This window comes from Streptomyces sp. NBC_01460, assembly GCF_036227405.1.
Classification (GTDB): Bacteria; Actinomycetota; Actinomycetes; order Streptomycetales; family Streptomycetaceae; genus Streptomyces.
Window position 1 is genome coordinate 2,625,601 of the sequence record NZ_CP109473.1, and the last position, 17,701, is coordinate 2,643,301.

At 72.7% G+C, this 17,701-nt stretch carries 14 protein-coding genes and 1 riboswitch; of the genes, 5 read left to right on the top strand and 9 right to left on the bottom strand.

Annotation, left to right across the window (positions count from 1 at the left end; genetic code table 11):
• The first annotated feature begins 2 nt into the window (after positions 1-2).
• Positions 3-2,774, top strand: coding sequence for an AfsR/SARP family transcriptional regulator (locus OG488_RS11740; protein ID WP_329228517.1), 2,772 nt, complete (start codon positions 3-5; stop codon positions 2,772-2,774).
• A gap of 149 nt (positions 2,775-2,923) precedes the next feature.
• Positions 2,924-3,721 carry a VOC family protein gene (locus OG488_RS11745; protein ID WP_329228518.1) on the top strand — a complete coding sequence of 266 codons (798 nt, stop codon included), beginning with the start codon at positions 2,924-2,926 and terminating at the stop codon, positions 3,719-3,721.
• Positions 3,722-3,798: 77 nt separating this feature from the next.
• Here OG488_RS11745 and OG488_RS11750 read toward each other — a convergent pair whose 3' ends face one another.
• The 5 genes from OG488_RS11750 to OG488_RS11770 all read right to left on the bottom strand — a co-directional run bounded on the left by OG488_RS11750 (position 3,799) and on the right by OG488_RS11770 (position 9,241).
• On the bottom strand, positions 3,799-4,617 hold the full coding sequence (locus tag OG488_RS11750; RefSeq protein WP_329228520.1) for an ABC transporter ATP-binding protein: 819 nt from the start codon (positions 4,615-4,617) through the stop codon (positions 3,799-3,801).
• Positions 4,604-5,638, bottom strand: a complete 1,035-nt coding sequence (locus tag OG488_RS11755) for a taurine ABC transporter substrate-binding protein (RefSeq protein WP_329228522.1) — start codon at positions 5,636-5,638, stop codon at positions 4,604-4,606. Before OG488_RS11755 ends, OG488_RS11750 begins: the two co-directional genes overlap by 14 nt.
• Before the next feature lie 41 nt (positions 5,639-5,679).
• On the bottom strand, positions 5,680-6,543 hold the full coding sequence (locus OG488_RS11760) for an ABC transporter permease (protein ID WP_329228523.1): 864 nt from the start codon (positions 6,541-6,543) through the stop codon (positions 5,680-5,682).
• Entirely contained in the window at positions 6,540-7,643 is a 1,104-nt protein-coding gene (locus tag OG488_RS11765) for an LLM class flavin-dependent oxidoreductase (protein ID WP_329228525.1), read from the bottom strand. The genes OG488_RS11760 and OG488_RS11765 overlap by 4 nt, the downstream gene beginning before the upstream one ends.
• 329 nt (positions 7,644-7,972) lie before the next feature.
• Positions 7,973-9,241 (bottom strand): MFS transporter, encoded by a 1,269-nt coding sequence (locus OG488_RS11770; RefSeq protein ID WP_329228527.1) that lies wholly within the window; start codon positions 9,239-9,241, stop codon positions 7,973-7,975.
• Between the two features lie 325 nt (positions 9,242-9,566).
• Between OG488_RS11770 and OG488_RS11775 the strand changes: the two genes are divergently transcribed.
• Positions 9,567-11,096, top strand: coding sequence for a PQQ-dependent sugar dehydrogenase (locus OG488_RS11775; protein ID WP_329228528.1), 1,530 nt, complete (start codon positions 9,567-9,569; stop codon positions 11,094-11,096).
• Between the two features lie 69 nt (positions 11,097-11,165).
• Here OG488_RS11775 and OG488_RS11780 read toward each other — a convergent pair whose 3' ends face one another.
• Together OG488_RS11780 and OG488_RS11785 are read right to left on the bottom strand one after the other, a co-directional pair.
• A complete protein-coding gene (locus OG488_RS11780; RefSeq protein ID WP_329228529.1) occupies positions 11,166-11,834 on the bottom strand; it encodes an HAD family hydrolase in 669 nt (222 codons plus the stop codon).
• Positions 11,835-11,901: 67 nt separating this feature from the next.
• Positions 11,902-12,882: a TIGR03557 family F420-dependent LLM class oxidoreductase gene (locus tag OG488_RS11785; RefSeq protein WP_329228530.1), complete on the bottom strand. Its 981-nt coding sequence runs from the start codon at positions 12,880-12,882 to the stop codon at positions 11,902-11,904.
• A 208-nt stretch (positions 12,883-13,090) separates the two neighbouring features.
• Between OG488_RS11785 and OG488_RS11790 the strand changes: the two genes are divergently transcribed.
• A complete protein-coding gene (locus tag OG488_RS11790; protein WP_267883626.1) occupies positions 13,091-13,219 on the top strand; it encodes an LPFR motif small protein in 129 nt (42 codons plus the stop codon).
• Between the two features lie 175 nt (positions 13,220-13,394).
• On the opposite strand, the gene OG488_RS11795 is transcribed toward OG488_RS11790, so the two are convergent.
• Positions 13,395-14,810: a purine-cytosine permease family protein gene (locus OG488_RS11795; protein ID WP_406462246.1), complete on the bottom strand. Its 1,416-nt coding sequence runs from the start codon at positions 14,808-14,810 to the stop codon at positions 13,395-13,397.
• A riboswitch (TPP riboswitch) is annotated at positions 14,801-14,894 on the bottom strand. Its footprint overlaps the gene before it by 10 nt.
• A 187-nt stretch (positions 14,895-15,081) precedes the next feature.
• Here OG488_RS11795 and OG488_RS11800 point away from each other — a divergent pair.
• On the top strand, positions 15,082-16,260 hold the full coding sequence (locus OG488_RS11800) for a glycoside hydrolase family 76 protein (RefSeq protein WP_329228534.1): 1,179 nt from the start codon (positions 15,082-15,084) through the stop codon (positions 16,258-16,260).
• Between the two features lie 296 nt (positions 16,261-16,556).
• Here the strand turns inward: OG488_RS11800 and OG488_RS11805 are convergent, their stop codons facing one another.
• On the bottom strand, positions 16,557-17,684 hold the full coding sequence (locus tag OG488_RS11805; RefSeq protein WP_329228535.1) for an alkene reductase: 1,128 nt from the start codon (positions 17,682-17,684) through the stop codon (positions 16,557-16,559).
• Between the last annotated feature and the right edge of the window lie 17 nt (positions 17,685-17,701).

Sequence of the window (17,701 nt, forward strand, 5' to 3'; positions counted from 1 at the left end):
CGGTGCGTTTCGCTCTTCTCGGCCCCTTGGAGGTCCTGCACGACGGCCGTCGTGTCGATCCGGGCTCCGCCAAACAGCGCCTGTTGCTGGCGGCCCTCCTCAGGCGCCCGTCCGAGCCCGTGCCGACCGCAGTACTGACGGCGGCCCTGTGGGACGACGATCCCCCGGCCTCCGCCGCCGCGAATCTACGGACCTATGTGCGCGGCCTGCGCAGCGCCCTGGGCGACGGCGGCCCCTGGGACGGGATACCGCGCACGCCGGGCGGCTACCTGCTCCGGGTGGAGCCGGGCGGGCGGGACGTCGACCTCTTCGAGGAGGGGACCGCCCGCGGCCACCGGGCCCTGACGCTCGGCGACCCCGCCCGGGCGAGCGCCGAGCTGAGCCAGGCGCTGAGTCTGTGGCGCGGGACGTTCCTCGAAGGCCTCCCGCTGTCGGATGCGCTGGCCCGCTGGGCGGGTCGTCTGGAGGAGCGCCGCTGCCATGCCGAGGAGGACTTCGGAGAGGCACTGATCGCCGAGGACCGCTGCCCGGAGGCGGTCCTCCGCATGCGGGAGCTGGTCGAGCACCATCCGCTGCGACAGGGGGCCTGGGGCCATCTGATGGTGGGCCTCTTCCGGGGCGGCGACGTGGCGGGGGCCCTGGAGGCCTACCGCCGGGCACGCGACGTGCTGGTCCGGGAGACGGGCCTCGAACCGGGTCCCGAACTGAGGCGCCTGCACGAGGACATGCTCAGGCAGCGCCCGGCGACTGCACGGGCCGCGTTCGCTCCCCCGCCGAGTCCCAGACAACTTCCCGTCTTCACCGGCGACTTCGTCGGACGGGACGCCTCGATCGCGGCGCTCGACTCCTGTCTCGACAGCCGGACGGGCCACCCTGCGACCGCGGTGATCGCCACGGTCTCCGGGATGGCCGGCGTCGGCAAGACCACGCTCGTGCTGCGCTGGGCCCATCGGGTCGCCGACCGCTTCCCCGACGGGCAGCTCCATGTGAACCTGCGCGGGTACGACGAGGAGGGCCCCCTGTCAGCCGCCGATGCCCTCCAGGGATTCATCGAGGCACTGGGCGTGCCGCAGGCGCGGATACCGTCCGGCACGGACGCCCGCACGGGGCTCTTCCGCAGCCTGCTGGCCACCCGTCGCGTGCTCGTCGTCCTCGACAACGCACGGGACTCCGCGCACGTACGGCCGCTGCTGCCCGGTGCGGGGCACAGCGCCGTGGTCGTCACCAGCCGGGAGCGGCTGCGGGGGCTGGTGACGGCCGAGGGGGCACGGCCGCTCACCCTGGACGTGCTGACCGAGCAGGAGTCGACCGGCCTGCTCGCCAGCCGCCTGGGCGAAAGGGTCGCGGCCGAACCGGCGGCCGCTGCGGAGATCGTGGCCGTCACCGGGCGCCTGCCCCTCGCCCTCGCCGTCGTCGCCGCACGGATGGCGGACCATCCGGCCTTCCCCCTGCACACCTTCGCGGCCGAACTCCGCCCGGCCGGGGCCCTGCTGGACGCGCTGGCGGACGGCGACGCGCGGCGCGTCCTGTCCTGGTCCGCGCTCGCCCTCACCGACGGGGCGGCGCGTCTGTTCCGGCTGCTCGGACTTCACCCCGGCCCCGATCTGAGCCTCGACGCGGCGGCGGCGCTGGCCGGAGGCCCGCAGCACGCGGTCCGTCCCCTCCTCCAAGAGCTGGCCCGGCTGCACCTGGTGACCGAGAACTCCCCGGGACGGTACCTCTTCCACGACCTGCTGCGGAGTTACGCCGCCGAGCTCGTCCGGACCGAGGAGACGTCCACGGAGCGCGGGGCTGCCCTCGAACGGCTCTACGACCACTTCCTGCACCAGGCTCACGCGGCGGCCGTCCTCGTACAACCGCAGTGGCCGGCCGTCACGCCCGTGCCCCGGCTGCCGTCCCACAGCGGCGACCACGTGCAGGACGCCGACGCCGCCCTCGTCTGGTTCGCCACCGAGCACCGGGGGCTGATGCGGGCGGTGGCGCAGGCCGAGCGGCACGGCTTCGAGACGTACAGCTGGCAGCTCGCCTGGGCGCTCACCGCCTATCTGGCGCCCCATGGCCTCTGGCAGGACCAGCGTACGGTCCAGGAGACCGCGCTCGTCGCCGCCGAACGGGTCGGCGACCCGGTGGGCCAGGCCATGGCCTGCCGCCTGCTCGCCCGTGCCGACAACCGTCTGGGAAACCTCGGTGAGGCGGAGAGCCGGCTCCTCCGTTCCCTTGATCTGTACACGCGGCTGCGTGACGTCACCGGGCAGGCTCAGACGCTGCACAACTACGTCGAGCTCTGCTACATGCAGGGCCGCCTGGCGGAGGCGCTGCGCCACGGGGACGAGGCGCTCCGCCTGTACCGGCTGTCCGGCAACCAGGACGGCGAGGCCCGGACCCTGAATGCGATCGGATGGCTGCACGCCGCGGAGGGCGACTACGAACGAGCCATCGAGAGCTGCGGCCAGGCCCTCGAACGGCAGCGGCGCGCCGGCGACCGCAACGGTCAGGCCGCCACCCTCGACAGCCTCGGCTTCGCCTATCACCATCTTGCCCGTTACGACCGAGCCGTCGCCAGCTACGACGAGGCGGTCGCCCTCTTCCGGGCCTCGGCCGACCGCTACCACGAGGCGGAGACCCTGGTACGGCTCGGTGAGTCACTCGCGGCCACGGGCGGCGCCCGGCGGGCCGAGGACGTCTGGCACCGTGCCGCCGCGATCTTCGACGCGCTGCGGGACCCGGAGGCCGACGCCGTGAGGGAACGCCTCTCCGAGCTCCGGGAACCGTGAGCCTCCGGACCCCGGAGCGGCCGAGCTCTCACGCCCGGTCGCCGCGCCGCTCGGCCGGAACGGCCTGAGGCGCGTCGGCGCGCCGCCCGGGCGACCGTTGGCTAGCGTGGCGAGGAGGACCGTCCGTCGAGCGAAGAGAGGTCCGCGCCATGGCCGCACCATCCGAGGGCACCCCGTGCTGGGCCGACGGGACGTTCGGCGACCTGGAAGGGGCGAAACGTTTCTACGGTGAGCTCCTGGGCTGGTCGTACGCCGAGTCGATGCCCGAGTACGGCGATTACACGCAGGCCCATGTGGACGGCAAGGCGGTCGCCGCGCTGTCGCCCCCCATGCCCGGCCAGGACGCGCCGAACGCCTGGTGTCTCTACCTCGCGTCGCCGGACGCCGCCGCCACCGCCGCGAAGATCCGCGCGTGCGGGGGCGAGGTGCTGGTGGAGCCGATGCGGGTCGGCGACTTCGGGACGATGGTGCTGGCCACCGACCCCGGCGGGACCGCCTTCGGCGTGTGGCAGGCCGGCCGGCACGAGGGCTTCGAGGCACGGATCGTGCCCGGTGCCTTCGCCTGGGCGGAGGTCTACACGCGGGAACCGGAGAAGGCGGACCACTTCTTCGCGGCGGTCTTCGGGTACGGGGTGAAGCAGCTGGACGACGACGCGGCCGACTTCTCGCTCTACGACCTCGGCGCGGACCCGGTCCTCGGCCGGATGAAGATGGGGGCGGAGTTCCCTCCCCAGGTACCGGCCCACATGAACGTGTACTTCACCGTGGCGGACTGCGACGCTGCGGTGGAGAAGGCGAAGTCGCTCGGCGCGGAGCTCCGGTTCGGCCCGATGACGATCCCGTTCGGGCGGTTCGCCACCCTGGTGGATCCTCAGGGCGCGGTGTTCTCGCTGTTCGACCCCTCGACGACCGGTGGAGAGATGCCCCAGGTCACCCCGGCTCCCTGACCGGTGCTCCCCGCGGCTCCCGCACCCCCGAGGGGGCCGGGAGCCGCCGGTGCGGAAGGTGCCGCCGGCCCGGCCCGTCAGCCGGCCGGGGTCAGGGCCGCCTCCCGCATCACCGCCGCGAGCTCCCCGCGCAGCCGGGAGAACTCCGGGGTGCCGCGCAGGGCCGCGACGTCCGTCTCCGCCGCGCGCTCCAGCCCGATCTCCAGCTCGGCCACGATCCTGCCCGGACCGGCCGCCATGACCAGGACCCGGGAGCCCAGCAGGACGGCTTCCTCCGCCGAGTGCGTCACGAAGAGCACCGTGGTCCCCGACGTGGCGGCCAGCGTGCGGACCTCCTCCTGGAGGCGCTCACGGGTGAGCGCGTCCAGCGCGGCGAACGGCTCGTCCATCAGGAGCACCTGCGGCTCCCCCGCCAGCGCCCGGGCGATGGCCACCCGCTGCTGCTGGCCGCCGGAGAGCTCCCACGTGCGGCGGCCCGCCATCCCGGCGAGCCCGACCCGCGCGAGCAACTCCTCCGTATGCTCCGCCCTGTGCTCCCGCGGAACGCCGTGCCGGGCCAGGGCGAACGCGATGTTGCCGCCGGCCGTGCGCCAGGGGAACAGCCTCGGCTGCTGGAAGACGACACCGGTCGCCCGGCCGGGCACCGGCGGCTCTCCCCGCACCGTCGCCGTGCCTTCCGAGGGGGTCACGAAGCCGGCCGCGATCCGCAGCAGGGTCGTCTTCCCGCAGCCCGACGGGCCGACCAGCACGACGAACTCCCCCGGGCCGGCCTCCAGGGAGACGTCCTCCACCGCGACGACCGGTGCCTTGGCCTTTCCGTACCGCACGGTGATCCCGTGCAGCGCGATGTCAGCGGTGTCAGCGGTGTCAGCGGCCTGGAATTCAGCCTGCGGCACGGGCCAGCTCCTCCACCGCGAGCGCCTTCTCGAAGGCGGCCTGTTCCGGGACGGCGTCCACGGCCTTCTGCCCCTCGAGGAAGACGGCCGCCTCGTGCAGGTAGCGCGCGAACTTCCCGGGAGCGCCCGCCGTGCCGAGGTACTCCGGTCCCTGCTGTTCCTTCGCCGTCAGCAGCACGAGCTGCGCCAGCTGCTTCTTCGCCTCGGCCGGCGGGATGTTGAGCTCGGCCCCGATGGACGCGGCGGCCTTCTCCGGGTCGGACCTGGTCTGCTCGACGGCCTGGTCCTGCGTCTTCAGCCAGGTGGTGACGATGTCCGGGTGCTTCTTCGCGAAGGCGTCCGTGACGACGCCGAGGTCCGCGGTGACCTTGCCCTTCCCGGCCAGTTCGCGGCTGGTGACCAGCGTCGTGCCGGTCTTCTGGATCTCGCTGAGCGTGGGCGTCCAGACGTACGCGGCGTCGATGTCGCCCCGGGTCCAGGCGGCGAGCGCGTCCTGCGGCTGGAGGTCCACGATGTTCACGTCCGCCGGCTTCACACCGGCCTCCTCGAGCGCGGCCAGCAGCGAGAAGTGGGTGGTCGAACCGAAGGGGGCGGCGACCTTCTTCCCCTTCAGCTCCCCGACGGAGCCGATGCCCTTCCTGGCGACCAGGGCCTCGTTGTCGCCGATGACGTCGTGGATCCAGAGGACCTTGTACGGGATGTCCAGCGGCGCGGACAGCCCCTTGGTGACGGGGCTGGAACCGGCGAGCCCCAGGTCGACCGCCCCGGAGATGACAGCGGTGTTGACGTCGCCGCCGGAGTCGAACTTCACCCAGCTGATGTCTGCGTCGGGCAGCGCCTTCTCCAGCAGCTTCTGGTTCTTCACGACCAGGTCGGCGTTGGGTATGGCCTGGTAGGCGATGCGGACGGCGGTCCTGCCGTCACCCCCGCCGTCGGACCCGCCGTCTCCGCAGCCCGCGAGGGTGAGCACGGTGAGGGCGACGGTCAGCAGGGCGGCGCGGCGGCGGATGGCCACGGACATGACGTGCTCCAGGGGGAGGGGAGGAAGAAGGGACATGGGCTTCAGGACCGGCCGCGCCACGGCACGAGCCCGCGTTCGGCGCCCTTGAGCAGGGCGTCGAGGAGGATGCCGGAGAGGCCGATGGCGATGAGGCCGGCGATGACGACGGCGGTCTGGTTGTAGCGCTGGGCGTCGCGGATCATGCCGCCGATGCCGGGGACCCCGTTGATGGTCTCGGCGGCGACGACGCAGGTGTACGCGATGCCGACGGCGATCCGTACACCGGTGAGGATCTCCGGCAGCGCGGCGGGCAGTCGCACCGAGAGCAGCAGGGACACCGGGCCCGCGCCGAGCGCCCGTGCCGCTTCGACGAGTTCGCCCGGAACCGTGCGCACGGCGGCGGCGGTGGCGGCGGCGATCGGGGGCAGGGCCGCGATGACGAGGAGCCAGATCTTCGGGGACTCGTCGATGCCGAACCAGATGACGAGCAGCGAGAAGTAGGCGAGCGGGGGCAGCGTACGCAGAAAGGTGACAGCCGGTTCGAGGACGACGGCGAGCGGCTTGACGACGCCGATGAGCAGCCCCAGGGGGATGCCCGCGAGCATCGCGTACCCCGCGCCGATCCCGATGCGCCGGAGGCTGACCCCCAGGTGTTCGATCAGCAGGTACCCGCTGTAGCCGCGCACCCCGTCGTGGACCGTGGAGGCGAGCACGAACTGGTGCCAGACCTCCCCCGGCGACGGCACGAGCACCCGCGGCCACACCTCGGCGGCCACGACGGCCTGCCAGGCGGCGAGCAGGACGGCGAGGGCGACCGCGCGCAGCCCGATCCAGCGCAGGGCGGCGATGCGGGGCGGGACGCGGCGTACCCGTACGGGACCGGTCGTGGCCGGTGCGGGGGCGGCGGTCCGCTCGACGACGGTCACGCTCCGGCCCCCGCGACGAGCGCGCGCAGCCGGGGGGCGACTTCCTCGCCCACCCGGTAGGCCTCCTCCAGATGGGGATAGCCGGAGAGGATGAACTCGTCGATGCCCAGGCTCCGGTACTCGGACAGCCGCTGGGCGACCTCGTCGTGCGAGCCGACGAGCGCGGTGCCGGCCCCTTCCCGTACGAGCCCGATGCCCGCCCAGAGGTTCGGGGCGACCTCCAGCGTCGCGGCGTCCGCCGAGCCGCCGTGGAGCGCGGCCATGCGGGCCTGCCCGGTGGAGTCCATACGGGCGAAGCGTTCCTGGCTGGCCCGGACGGCCTCCGGGTCGATGCCCGAGAGGATCCGGTCCGCCTCGGCCCAGGCCTCGGCGGCGGTGTCCCGGCTGATGACGTGCAGCCGCAGACCGAAGCGGAGCGCGGGGGCGGCGGCGCGGAGACGGTCGATGCGCTGCGCGAGGGCGGCCGGCGGCTCACCCCAGAGCAGCTGTACGTCGGCCCGGCGCGCGGCGACCGCCTCGGCCGCCGGGGAGGCCCCGCCGAAGTAGAGGGGGACGGGGTGCTGGAGGGCCGGATCGTGGAGCTGGGCACCCTCGACGCGCAGGTGCTCCCCCGTGCGGTCGACGCGCTTGCCCGCGAGGAGATCGCGCAGGACCGCCATCACCTCGTCGGTGCGGGCGTAGCGCTGGTCATGGGCCAAGTGGTCGCCGTACGCCCGCTGTTCGAGGGGGTCCCCGCCCGTGACGACGTTGAGGCGGAGCCTCCCCCCGGCGAACCGCCGGAAGGCGTCGGCCTGCTGGGCCAGCAGGGTGGGGCTCGCGAATCCCGAGCGGAAGGCGACCAGGAACCCGATGCGGTCGGTGTGCTGGGTGAGGGCCGCGGTGAGGATCCAGGGGTCGACGCAGCCGAGCCCCACGGGGGTCAGCAGCGAGTGGAACCCGGCCTGTTCGGCGGCGCGCGCCACCTGCGTGAGATAGCCGATGTCGGCGGGCCGGCGGGTGGCCGCGCCGGTCCTCCCCTGCACGGCGGTGACCCCGCCGGGATCACGGCCGTCGCCGCCCGTGGGCAGGAACCAGTGGAGCAGGAGCGGGTTTTCGGGCATGGCGGATCCTCGGGGGACGGCAGCGGGGAACGCACCGCGGGCGTACGGATGCACGGGTGCACCGACGGGCCGGGTGTCCGGGGGTGGAGCGGCGACGCGAGGGCGTCGGGAGGCCGGCGTCAGGGCCGGCGGGGCGTCACGTCAGCAACAGGACGGACAGTAGCGGCAGGCCCGACAGAGCATGGTCGAGACACGCAGGAGATCCACGTGACGACGCGAGACAAGGGCTGGGGCCATGCGGGCATCCTGGCCGCGCCTTGGGCACGGCGACAAGCGCTGCCCGCATGCCGGACAACGTCGTATCAGGGAGTGGACGGAGGGTTCTCTCCCTACGGCTGCGGGTCGCGCGCGTCGTACCGGGCGAAGCCCCGCCAGCGCAGCCCGAGCAGACACACCACCAGGACGCAGGCGAGACCGCCGCCGGTCACCGCCACGGCCGGGGACGTCAGGTCGGCCACGGAGCCGGCCACGAGGTCGCCCAGCCGGGGGCCGCCCGCCACGACGACGATGAACACGCCCTGGAGCCGGCCGCGCATCTCGTCCGGGACGGCCGCCTGGAGCATCGTGTTGCGGAAGACCATCGAGACGGAGTCCGCGCAGCCGGCGAGCGCGAGCAGGACCAGCCCCGGCCACAGCTGCCGGGTCAGCCCGAACAGGGCGATGGCTCCGCCCCAGCAGGCCACGGCGACCAGGACGGCGAGCCCGTGCCGGTGGATCCGGCCCAGCCACCCGGAGAACACGCTGCCCAGCAGCGCGCCCAGCGCCGGGGCGGCGACCAGCAGCCCGGTGGTCCTGGCGTCGCCGCCGAACCAGACCACGGCGACCACGGGGAACAGGGCGCGCGGGTGGGCGAGCACCATGGCGCTCAGGTCGCTGAAGAAGGTCATCCGCAGATTGGGCCGGGTCCCGAGGAACCGCAGGCCGTCCAGGACGGAGGCCCGCTTGGGGGCCTTCTCCCCCTCGCCCCGGCCGGGCAGCATCGACGGCAGCCGCCACATCGCGTACAGGGAGGCGGTGAAGGTGACGGCGTCGACGGTGTACGCCGCCCTGTAGCCCCACCAGCCGACGATCAGACCGCCGAGCATCGGTCCGGCCAGACCGCCGGTGGTGGAGGTCATCGCGTTGAGGGCGTTGGCGGCGGGGAGCTGTTCGGCCGGAAGGAGCCGGGCGATCATCGAGCTGCGGGCCGGGGAGTTGAGCGCGAAGCACACGGCCTGGAGGGCGACGACGGCGTACAGCAGGCCGACGTGCTGGACCCCGGCGAAGGTGACAGCTGCCAGCACCAGGGAGAGCAGGAACGATCCTGTGGCGCTGACAAGACCCAGCTTGCGCCGGTCGACGGTGTCGGCCACGGCCCCGCTGTACAGCCCGAGGAGCACCAGCGGGACGAGCGAACAGAGACCGATCAGCCCGACGGAGAAGGCGGACCCGGTGATGTCGTAGACCTGGAGGGAGACGGCCAACGCCGTCATGCCCTGCCCGATCCAGGACACGGTGTTCCCGAACCAGAGCCGCCGGTAGTCGGGGGAGGTACGCAGGGGCGTCAGGTCGGCGAGTATACGTGTGCGGGATACACGTGGTTCGGCTGTTTCGGTCACAGGGGATGGTAGCGAGCCGCCTCGGGGTGGAGCCGGTGGGGCGGGGTCCCGCGGGTGTAGTCGGTGCCGCCGGGCTCGTCGGTGCCGTCGGTGCCGCCGGTGCCGCCGGCCGGGCGGTCGGCTGTTTCCGCGGTGACCGTCGCGTCGTTTGCGCCACACGGGGCGAACGTGGCGCAATCACGCGTTGCCGCCTCGTTCCCCGGCGCGCAGCCTGGGTCACGGGAGCGCTCCCACACCCCTGACGCGGCCTGGCCTCGCCTGTTCTCCATGGAGCCCGCCGCCTGCACGCCACCGCTGCACAAGCGTCCGATCTCCTGGAGACACCATGCCGAGACGCCGATGGACCGGGCCCCTTCTGCTGGCCCTCCTGCTGACCGCCCCCCTCGCGGTGCCCGCCGAAGCGGACACCGCGCCGCCCCGGGCGACCACGGCGGAGGCCGCCCCGCTCACGCCCCTGCCGTCGCTCCACGCGACCACCACCCAGGTCGCCTCAGGGCTGAGACGGCCCACCGCGATCGCCGCCCCCGACGACGGGACGGACCGGCTGTTCATCACCCAGAAGTCCGGCACCGTCCGCGTCTACCGTCCGGACACCGGCCTGGCCCCGGCCCCGGTCGTCGACATCTCCTCGGCCGTGGACGAATCGGGCAACGAGCGCGGCCTGCTCGGCATCGCCCTCCCGCCCGACTTCGCCGAGAGCCAGGACCTGTACCTGGCGTACACCGCGCTGCCCGACGGCGCGGTCACGCTCGCCCGCTACCGTCTCGACGAGTCCCGCCTCGAAGTCCTGCTCTCGCAGGAACACGCCGAGAACAGCAACCACAACGGCGGCCAGCTCGCGTTCGGCCCGGACGGCGATCTGTACTGGAGCATCGGCGACGGCGGCGGCTCCGCGGACCCCCTCCGCTCCGCGCAGCGGCTGGACACCCTGCTGGGCAAGATCATGCGCATCGACGTGAGCCGGAGCTGCGGCTCCCTCGCCTACTGCGTGCCCGGCGACAACCCCTTCGTGGGCACCCCCGGCGCCCGCGAGGAGATCTGGCTGTACGGTCTGCGCAACCCGTGGCGCTTCTCCTTCGACAGCGCCGACGGCTCGATGTGGATCGGTGACGTCGGGCAGGGCCGGTGGGAGGAGGTCGACCACCTGGCACCCGGCCGGGGAGGGCTGAACCTCGGCTGGTCCTGCTACGAAGGCCTGGAGAGGTTCACGGGCGGCGACTGCGTGCCCGGCGAGACGTACACCGAGCCCGTGTTCACCTACTCCCCGTACACCGGCGGCTGCTCGGTCATCGGGGGCCACGTCTACCGGGGCGCGAAGTACGCCGGCCTGGTCGGCGGCACGTACATCGCCACCGACTACTGCTCGTCCACGGTCTGGGCGCTGCGCCCCGACGGCGACGGCGGCTACGAGCAGGCCGAGATCGGGGAGATGCCCACGCAGGTGACGTCGATCGGTACGACCGCCGACGGGGAGTTCTACGTGGTCAACGATCTGCCCGGCGGGCTGCACCGCGTGTCGTTCGCCCGGGAGGAACCCACCTGCCGGGTGGACCGCACCGTGCAGGCGTGGGGCACGGGCACCACGGTCGACCTGACGGTCACCAACACGGGCAGCGCCCCCGTGAACGGCTGGACACTCGCCTTCCCGCTGGCCCTGGGGCAGACCGTCGTCTCCGACTGGAACACCGACCTGACCCAGGGAAGCAACACGGTCGCGGCGAGGAACGCCGCGCACAACGCCGTGATCGCCCCGGGCGCGAGCATCACCCTCGGCTATCTCGCCGACCACACCGGTGACGCGTCGTCGCCGCCGCGCTTCACGCTCAACGGCGACGCCTGCGCCGTCGGGGACTGAGACCACCGGCCGGCCGTGGGCCCTTCGTGTGCCGGGCGGCTGCTTCCTGCGAGAGGCACGGCGTGCCTGTCAGGGAGCAGCCGCTCCGAAAGGGCTGTCGGGGAGGCGGGCGAGCAGCTCGGCGGCGTCCTGGTAGACCACGCCCGCGCCCGCCCGCTCCAGGTCGGCGCGGGGAATGCCACCCGACAGCAGCGCCACCGACCGCACACCGGCCCGGGCCGCCGCCTCCATGTCCCACACGGAATCACCCACGAACACCGCCTGTTCCGGACCGACTCCGGCCAGTTCACAGGCCAGCCGCAGGGGTTCCGGGGAGGGCTTCCCCTCGTCGACGTCGTCCGAGCTCGCCGTCCTCCAGATCGCGTCGTCCGCGTCCACGGCCCGGCGCAGGGCCTCCAGCTCCGGACCGCTCGCCGACGTGGCCAGCACGACCCGCCAACCGCGCCCGGCCAGGGTGCGCAGCAGGTCGCCCGCGCCCTCGAAAGCGGGGAGGCGGTCGAAGTACGTTCCGTAGAGCACCGTGTGCGCGGAACTGATGGCGGAGTCCTGTTCCTCGTCGCGTCGGGCTCCGAGCAGCCGCTCGATCAGATCCCCGGAGCCGAGGCCGATCGCCCGGTGGATGTCCGTCATGGGCACGGCGTGCCCTGCCTGCCGGAACGCCTCCCACCACGCCACCACGTGGAGGTGGTTGGTGTCGGTCAGCGTGCCGTCCACGTCGAAGATCGCGGCGCCTGGCATGTTCACTCTCTTCCTTCGTACCCGTCCTTCGTTCTCCTGCTTCGTCCCTGCCCGCCCTGGCCCGCGCTCAGGCGTGGGAGGTGTCCGGGCTCAGTCGCCTGAGGCTTGCGTCGAGGTGGCGGCTGTAGAACTCCATGAAGCCGTCGGGGTCCGGGCCGGCGTTCTGCATGACCAGCCTGTCGAACCCGGCGTCGACGAACTTCTGCGCGACCTCGGTGTAGCGGGCGGGGTCGGGGCCGCACGCGAACTTCTCCAGGATGTCCTGTTCACGGACCGTCGCGGTCGCCGCGTCGAAGTTGACCGGATTGGGGAGCTCGCTCATGACCTTCCACCCGGTCACGGCCCAGCGCGACGTCTCCAGGGCGGCCTGCGCCGCGGTGTGCTCGTCGGGGGCCCAGGCCATCGGAACCTCGGCGTAGCACGGCCCGTCGCCGCCCGCGGCACGGTAGCTCCGGACGATCTCCGGCTTGTCCTCGGTGGCGAACAGCCCGTCGCCCAGTTCCGCGGCGATCCGTGTCGACACCTTGCCGCTGGCGGCCACCGCGATCAGGGGCAGCTCGTCGGGGAGGTCGAAGACCCGGGCGTCCTCCAGACGTAGGTGCTTGCCCTCGTAGGACCGGTATCCACCGCTCCACAGCAGCCGGATGATCTCCAGGGCTTCCCTGAGCGTCTCGTGACGTGTGCTGACCGCGTCGGGGAAGCCCGCTCCGACGACGTGCTCGTTCAGGCGCTCGCCCGAGCCCACACCCAGGACGAAGCGGCCGTCCGACAACAGCGCGAGGGTCGCGGCCGCCTGAGCGATGACCGCCGGGTGGTAGCGCACGGTGGGGCAGGTGACACCGGTGGCCAGCCCGATCCTGGAGGTCCTGGCCGCGATGCTTCCCAGCACCGTCCACGCGAACGGCGAATGTCCCTGGTTGTCGAGCCAGGGGAGATAGTGATCGCTGATCTCGACGAAGTCGAAGCCCGCCTGCTCGGCGAGAACCGCCTGCCGCACGAGTTCTGCCGGACCGAACGCTTCGGCGGCCAGCTTGTATCCGATTTCCATGCGTTCCTCACTTCTCGTGTCGAGGGCGTTCAGTCCGCCTACCCCGGCGCCTGCGTCAGGCGGTCCTCATGGCGTCCGTGCGCGCCCCCGGGCGGCCTGTAGGGACGCCGTGAACGTCGATGTGTTTCCTCGCCGCCCGAGCGGGCACGCGGTTGTCACGAGCACATCGCGGCGTTCAGCGCCGCGGGCATCCAGAGGGAGGAAACACATGCTGAAGGCGATCGCAGACGTTCTCCGATCCATCGGCGGGGCCATCGCCACCGTCGTCACCCTGCCTTTCCGCGCCGTCGCGCGGCTCTTCGGCGGAGCCTCCGACACCGCGCACGGCCACCACTGACCAGCTCTCCCTCCGACGAACGCCCCGGCCGGCTCACCGAGCCTGCCGGGGCTTCGTGCATGTCCTGGCCGAGCCGGCCAGGGCCGCTCGCAGTGCAGACCATGGCCCCACGATCGCCTCTCCTGGCTCCTTCAGCACGCGGAGGCATCCGGACGGGGGCGGCCCCGCCGCCGGGTCAGGAGCGGCGGCGCAGGCGCAGCGGGGTGTAGACGGACAGGGCCACGAGGAACGCCACTCCGTAGGCGAGGTCCGCTCCGTGCAGGGCCTCCGCCGCCGGGCCCACGTACAGGCCGGTGCTCATGAACGGTACGGCCGCGGCGAAGGCGGCCACGAAGGCGGTGAGCGCCGGCCACCACGGCCGGTCGAGGGCGCGCTCGGCGGCGAGGTCGATCGGTGCGCCGTTCCGGGCCCTGGCCCGCACCACCCAGTCGACGGCCACGATCGCTACGAAGCCGGGGATCCAGTAGCCGACCAGGAGCAGTACGTTCTGGAAGCGCGCCGTGGTGTCGGCCGCGTGCATCCACAGCACGAGCGGGAAGCCGAGCGCGGCGGCGAGCGCGGCCGCGACGGGGCGCGGCAGGCGTACCCCCATCGTCTGCAGCGCCAGGGAACCGCTGTAGTCGTTCATGGCGTTGCTGCACAGCGCGGCCAGCGCCACGGCGAGGAGACCGAACGCCCCGAGCGCCCCGCCGCCCAGAAGGGTGTCGACCCCGCGCGCCGTCTGGTCGGTGAGGACGGATGCGCCCCACAGGCCGAGCGCCTGGACGGCCACGAAGGAGAGGCTGATTCCCAGCAGCGTGCACCAGAACATGCGCGGCCGAGAGGTGGCGGCCGGCAGATAACGGCTGAAGTCGCTCGCGTACGGGGCCCACGACAGCGCCAGGCTCAGGGCGATCGTGCACGTCAGGACGAAGGCGCCCGCCCGGTCGGCGCCGTGCACGGTGCCCGAGGCGGTGGGGTGGACGCCGTCCAGCAGCTTGACGGAGAGCACGGCGAAGGCGGCGGCGAGGGCGAACGTCATCACCGTCTGGAGCCGGTGGATCGCCTCGTACCCCAGCACGCCGAGCGCGCCCTGGGCGGCCATCATGACCAGCACGCCGAGCCAGAAGGGCCAGCCGAACAGCTGGGCCAGAGCGTCCCCGCCGAACAGGCCGATCAGCGCGTCCCAGGCGATCGAGGACAGCCACTGCAAGGCCCCGGGCAGCACGACGCCCCGCCCGAACGCCAGTCGCGCGAGCGGAAGTTGACCGACGCCGGTCCGACTGCCCCAGGTGCCGAGGTACGCGGTGGGCACCGCACCCACGAGCGTGCCGAGCACGACGGCGACGAGCGCCGTGGCGAAGTCCAGCCCCAGGGCGATGCCCACGGTGCCGGTGAAGACGCCGGTCATGGTCAGGTTGGGGGCGAACCAGACGGTGAACAGCCGGCCGGGGCCGCCGTACCGCCGGTCCTCGGGAACGGGGGCTATCCCGTGCGTCTCGATCCGCAGGTCACCGGGGGCGGTGGGCATGCGGCCCCCGAAAGCGGGTCGCGGGTCCGGGGCCGACGGCCCCGCGACCCCACGGTCGTCCTGGGCATGCGACAACGGCATGAAGACATCCCTCCGCCAGTACGAGCTGGTTCAGGTTCGACGGGTGTGTTCTCAGCCCCGCGCGGGGCACCCCGTGTCCGGTTCGGCGGTCAGGATAGCCGGGCGGCCGCCCGGGCCCGGTCGGCGGGGTGAGGACGCGAGGGGTCCTCGGAGCGGGACACACGGATCGCCCTGGCCCGTCCTGGCCGTTGACGCCCCCATCTCTCCGTGACAACGTTGTCAGGTTCCATGTGCCAGGCCGCACCCCGCACCTCGAACAGGAGAGCCCCGTATGCGCTGGTCCCCCTCACGCCGTCAGGTCCTCGGTGCCTCTCTCGCCGCACTGGCCGCCGCGACCACCACCGAAGCGCCCGCAGCGGCCCCCGCTCACGCACTGTCCCCTTCCCGCTCCCTCTCCCGTGCGCGCGTCACCTACGACGCCCTGAAGAAGTACTTCGACACGGCCGACGGCACGGGGCTCGTACGCGAGCAGTACCCGGCCGCCGCCGACGACCGCCCGTACTCCTACGAATGGCCGCTCTCCCAGGTCCACGTCGCCGCCCTCGACCTGGCCTTCGTGGACCGCCGCTACGCACCGGCCCTGGCCGTCCGCGCCGAGGCGCAGGAGCTGTACTGGAATCCCTCGGGCGGCACCACCGGTCTCCCCGGCTACGACTCCTACCCGGTCGCCCCGCACGGCGGGGGCGGCGACATGTTCTACGACGACAACGAGTGGGTGGGACTGGCCAAGTCCCAGCTCCACCTGCAGACCGGCGACCGGGCCGCGCTCCGTCGCGCGGAGGAGGTCTTCGCGCTGGTCGAGTCGGGCTGGGACACCGACCTGGGCCATCCCGCCCCCGGCGGGGTCTTCTGGACGCAGGCCGACTGGAACCACAGCCGCAACACCGTCTCCAACATGCCCGGCGCCCAACTGGGCCTGCGCCTGCACCAGATCACCGGCAGGTCCCGCTACCTGGAGTCCTCCAGGCGCTTCTACGACTGGACCAACACCCATCTGCGGACCCCCGAGGGCCTCTACTGGGACAGCCTCGACCTGGCCGGCGTGGTCGACCGGACCGTCTGGTCCTACAACCAGGGCGTCCCGGTCGGCGTCGGCGTCCTCCTGTACAGGGCGACCGGTGACCGCAGCCACCTGAGCCAGGCCCGGCGTACGGCCGAGGCCGCGTACACGCACTTCGTGACCGAGGGGCGGCTGCTGACCCAGCCCGTCTTCTTCAACTCGATCTTCTTCAAGAACCTGCTGCTGCTGGAGTCGGAGACCGGCGGATCCGTCTACCGGCGGGCGATGGCCGACTACGCGGACCACCTCTGGTCCGAGCGTCGGGACGGCTCCACCGGCCTGATGCGTTTCGACGACAGCGGGACCACCCAGGCCATCGAACAGGCCGCCGCCACGCAGATCTTCGCGGTACTGGCCTGGCCGCGCGGCGCCTGGCGGACGCTCTACTGAGCCGGCCGTCGCGCCGCGGCCCGAGGGATATCGCCCCGCGCGTGGGGGCGGACATCTGATCGAATGCCCGGGGACGGCGCCCGTCGGCGTCGTCCCCGTCCTCCCCGCGAAGGGCTCGTCGCCCCGTCCGTCCGTGGACCCGTCCGAAACCCGCGGACGCCGCCGCGTCCGCCGGCTGCCCGGACCAGGCGCTGTCCTGTGACCACCGCCCTCGGTGGAGGCGAGGATGACGCCTGACTCCCCGTCGGAGACGTTGGGTGTCAGGGGTCGTCCGATCGTCGGGGGACGGAGGGCGGCTACCGGGAGTCGTCCTGCCAGCCGCTCATGGGGTAGTCGACATAGCCGTCCGCCTCACCGGCGTAGTACGTGTCGGGGTCGCCGGTCGCCAGATCCCGGTGCATGGCGAACCGCGTGACCAGATCGGGGTTGGCGATGAAGTGCGTGGCGAACGACACCGCGTCGGCGTTCCCGGACTCGATGACGGCGTTCCCGGACTCGCGGTCGAAGCCGTGGTTCGCGATCAAGGGGCCGTCGAAACGCTTCCGGTAGCGCGCGAACGCGCCGAAGTCGGGGGCGTCTCCGGGCGCGGCCTGGGCGGGTCCCCGAAGGTGCAGGTACGCCACCGGGCGGTCGCTCAGCTCCGTGACGAGTTCGTCGTAGTCGGCGAGCGTCTCGTCGTCGGCGGTGAAGAGGTCACCGGAGGTCCAGAAGGGCGACAGACGGACGCCGACGCGCCGCCCGTCCCAGGCGGCGGCTGCCGCGTCGACGATCTCGAGCAGCAGGCGCCGTCGGCCGGCGCGGTTCGTGCCGTAGCCGTCGGTGCGGTGGTTCAGCCGCGGGTTGAGGAACTGCGGGATCAGGAAGGAGCCGATGGCGTGCACCTCGACGCCGTCGAAGCCGGCACTGCGTGCGTTCGCCGAAGCGGTGCCGAAGGCCGCGATCGTGCTCTCGATGTCCGCGGTCGTCATCTCCCGCGGGGTGACGGTCTCCTTGAACCCGCTCGGGGTGAAGGACATCTCATGAGGGTTGACCGGCGACGGCCCGGCCGGCAGATCGCCTCCGAGGTGATCGGGGTGCGATGCCGCGCCCGTGTGCCAGAGTTGCAGCACGATGCGGCCGCCGAGCGTGTGCACGAGGTCGGTGACCTGCCGCCATCCGGCGAGCTGCTCCTGGCTGTAGATGCCGGGAACGTTGATGAAGCCGATCGCCCGGTCGCTGACCCACGTCCCCTCCGTGATGATCAGTCCGGCGCTGGCCCGCTGGCCGTAGTAGGCCGCGTGCATCTCGGTCGGCACCAGGCCGTCGTTGGCGGCGCGGGCCCGCGTGGTCGGGGCCATCACCACCCGGTTGGGCAGCTGGAAGTCTCCTAAGTCCGCCGGCCGCAGCAGTGGCTGGTCAAGCACCGTCGACTGGATCGTGCCCATCGTGCGTTTCTCCTCGT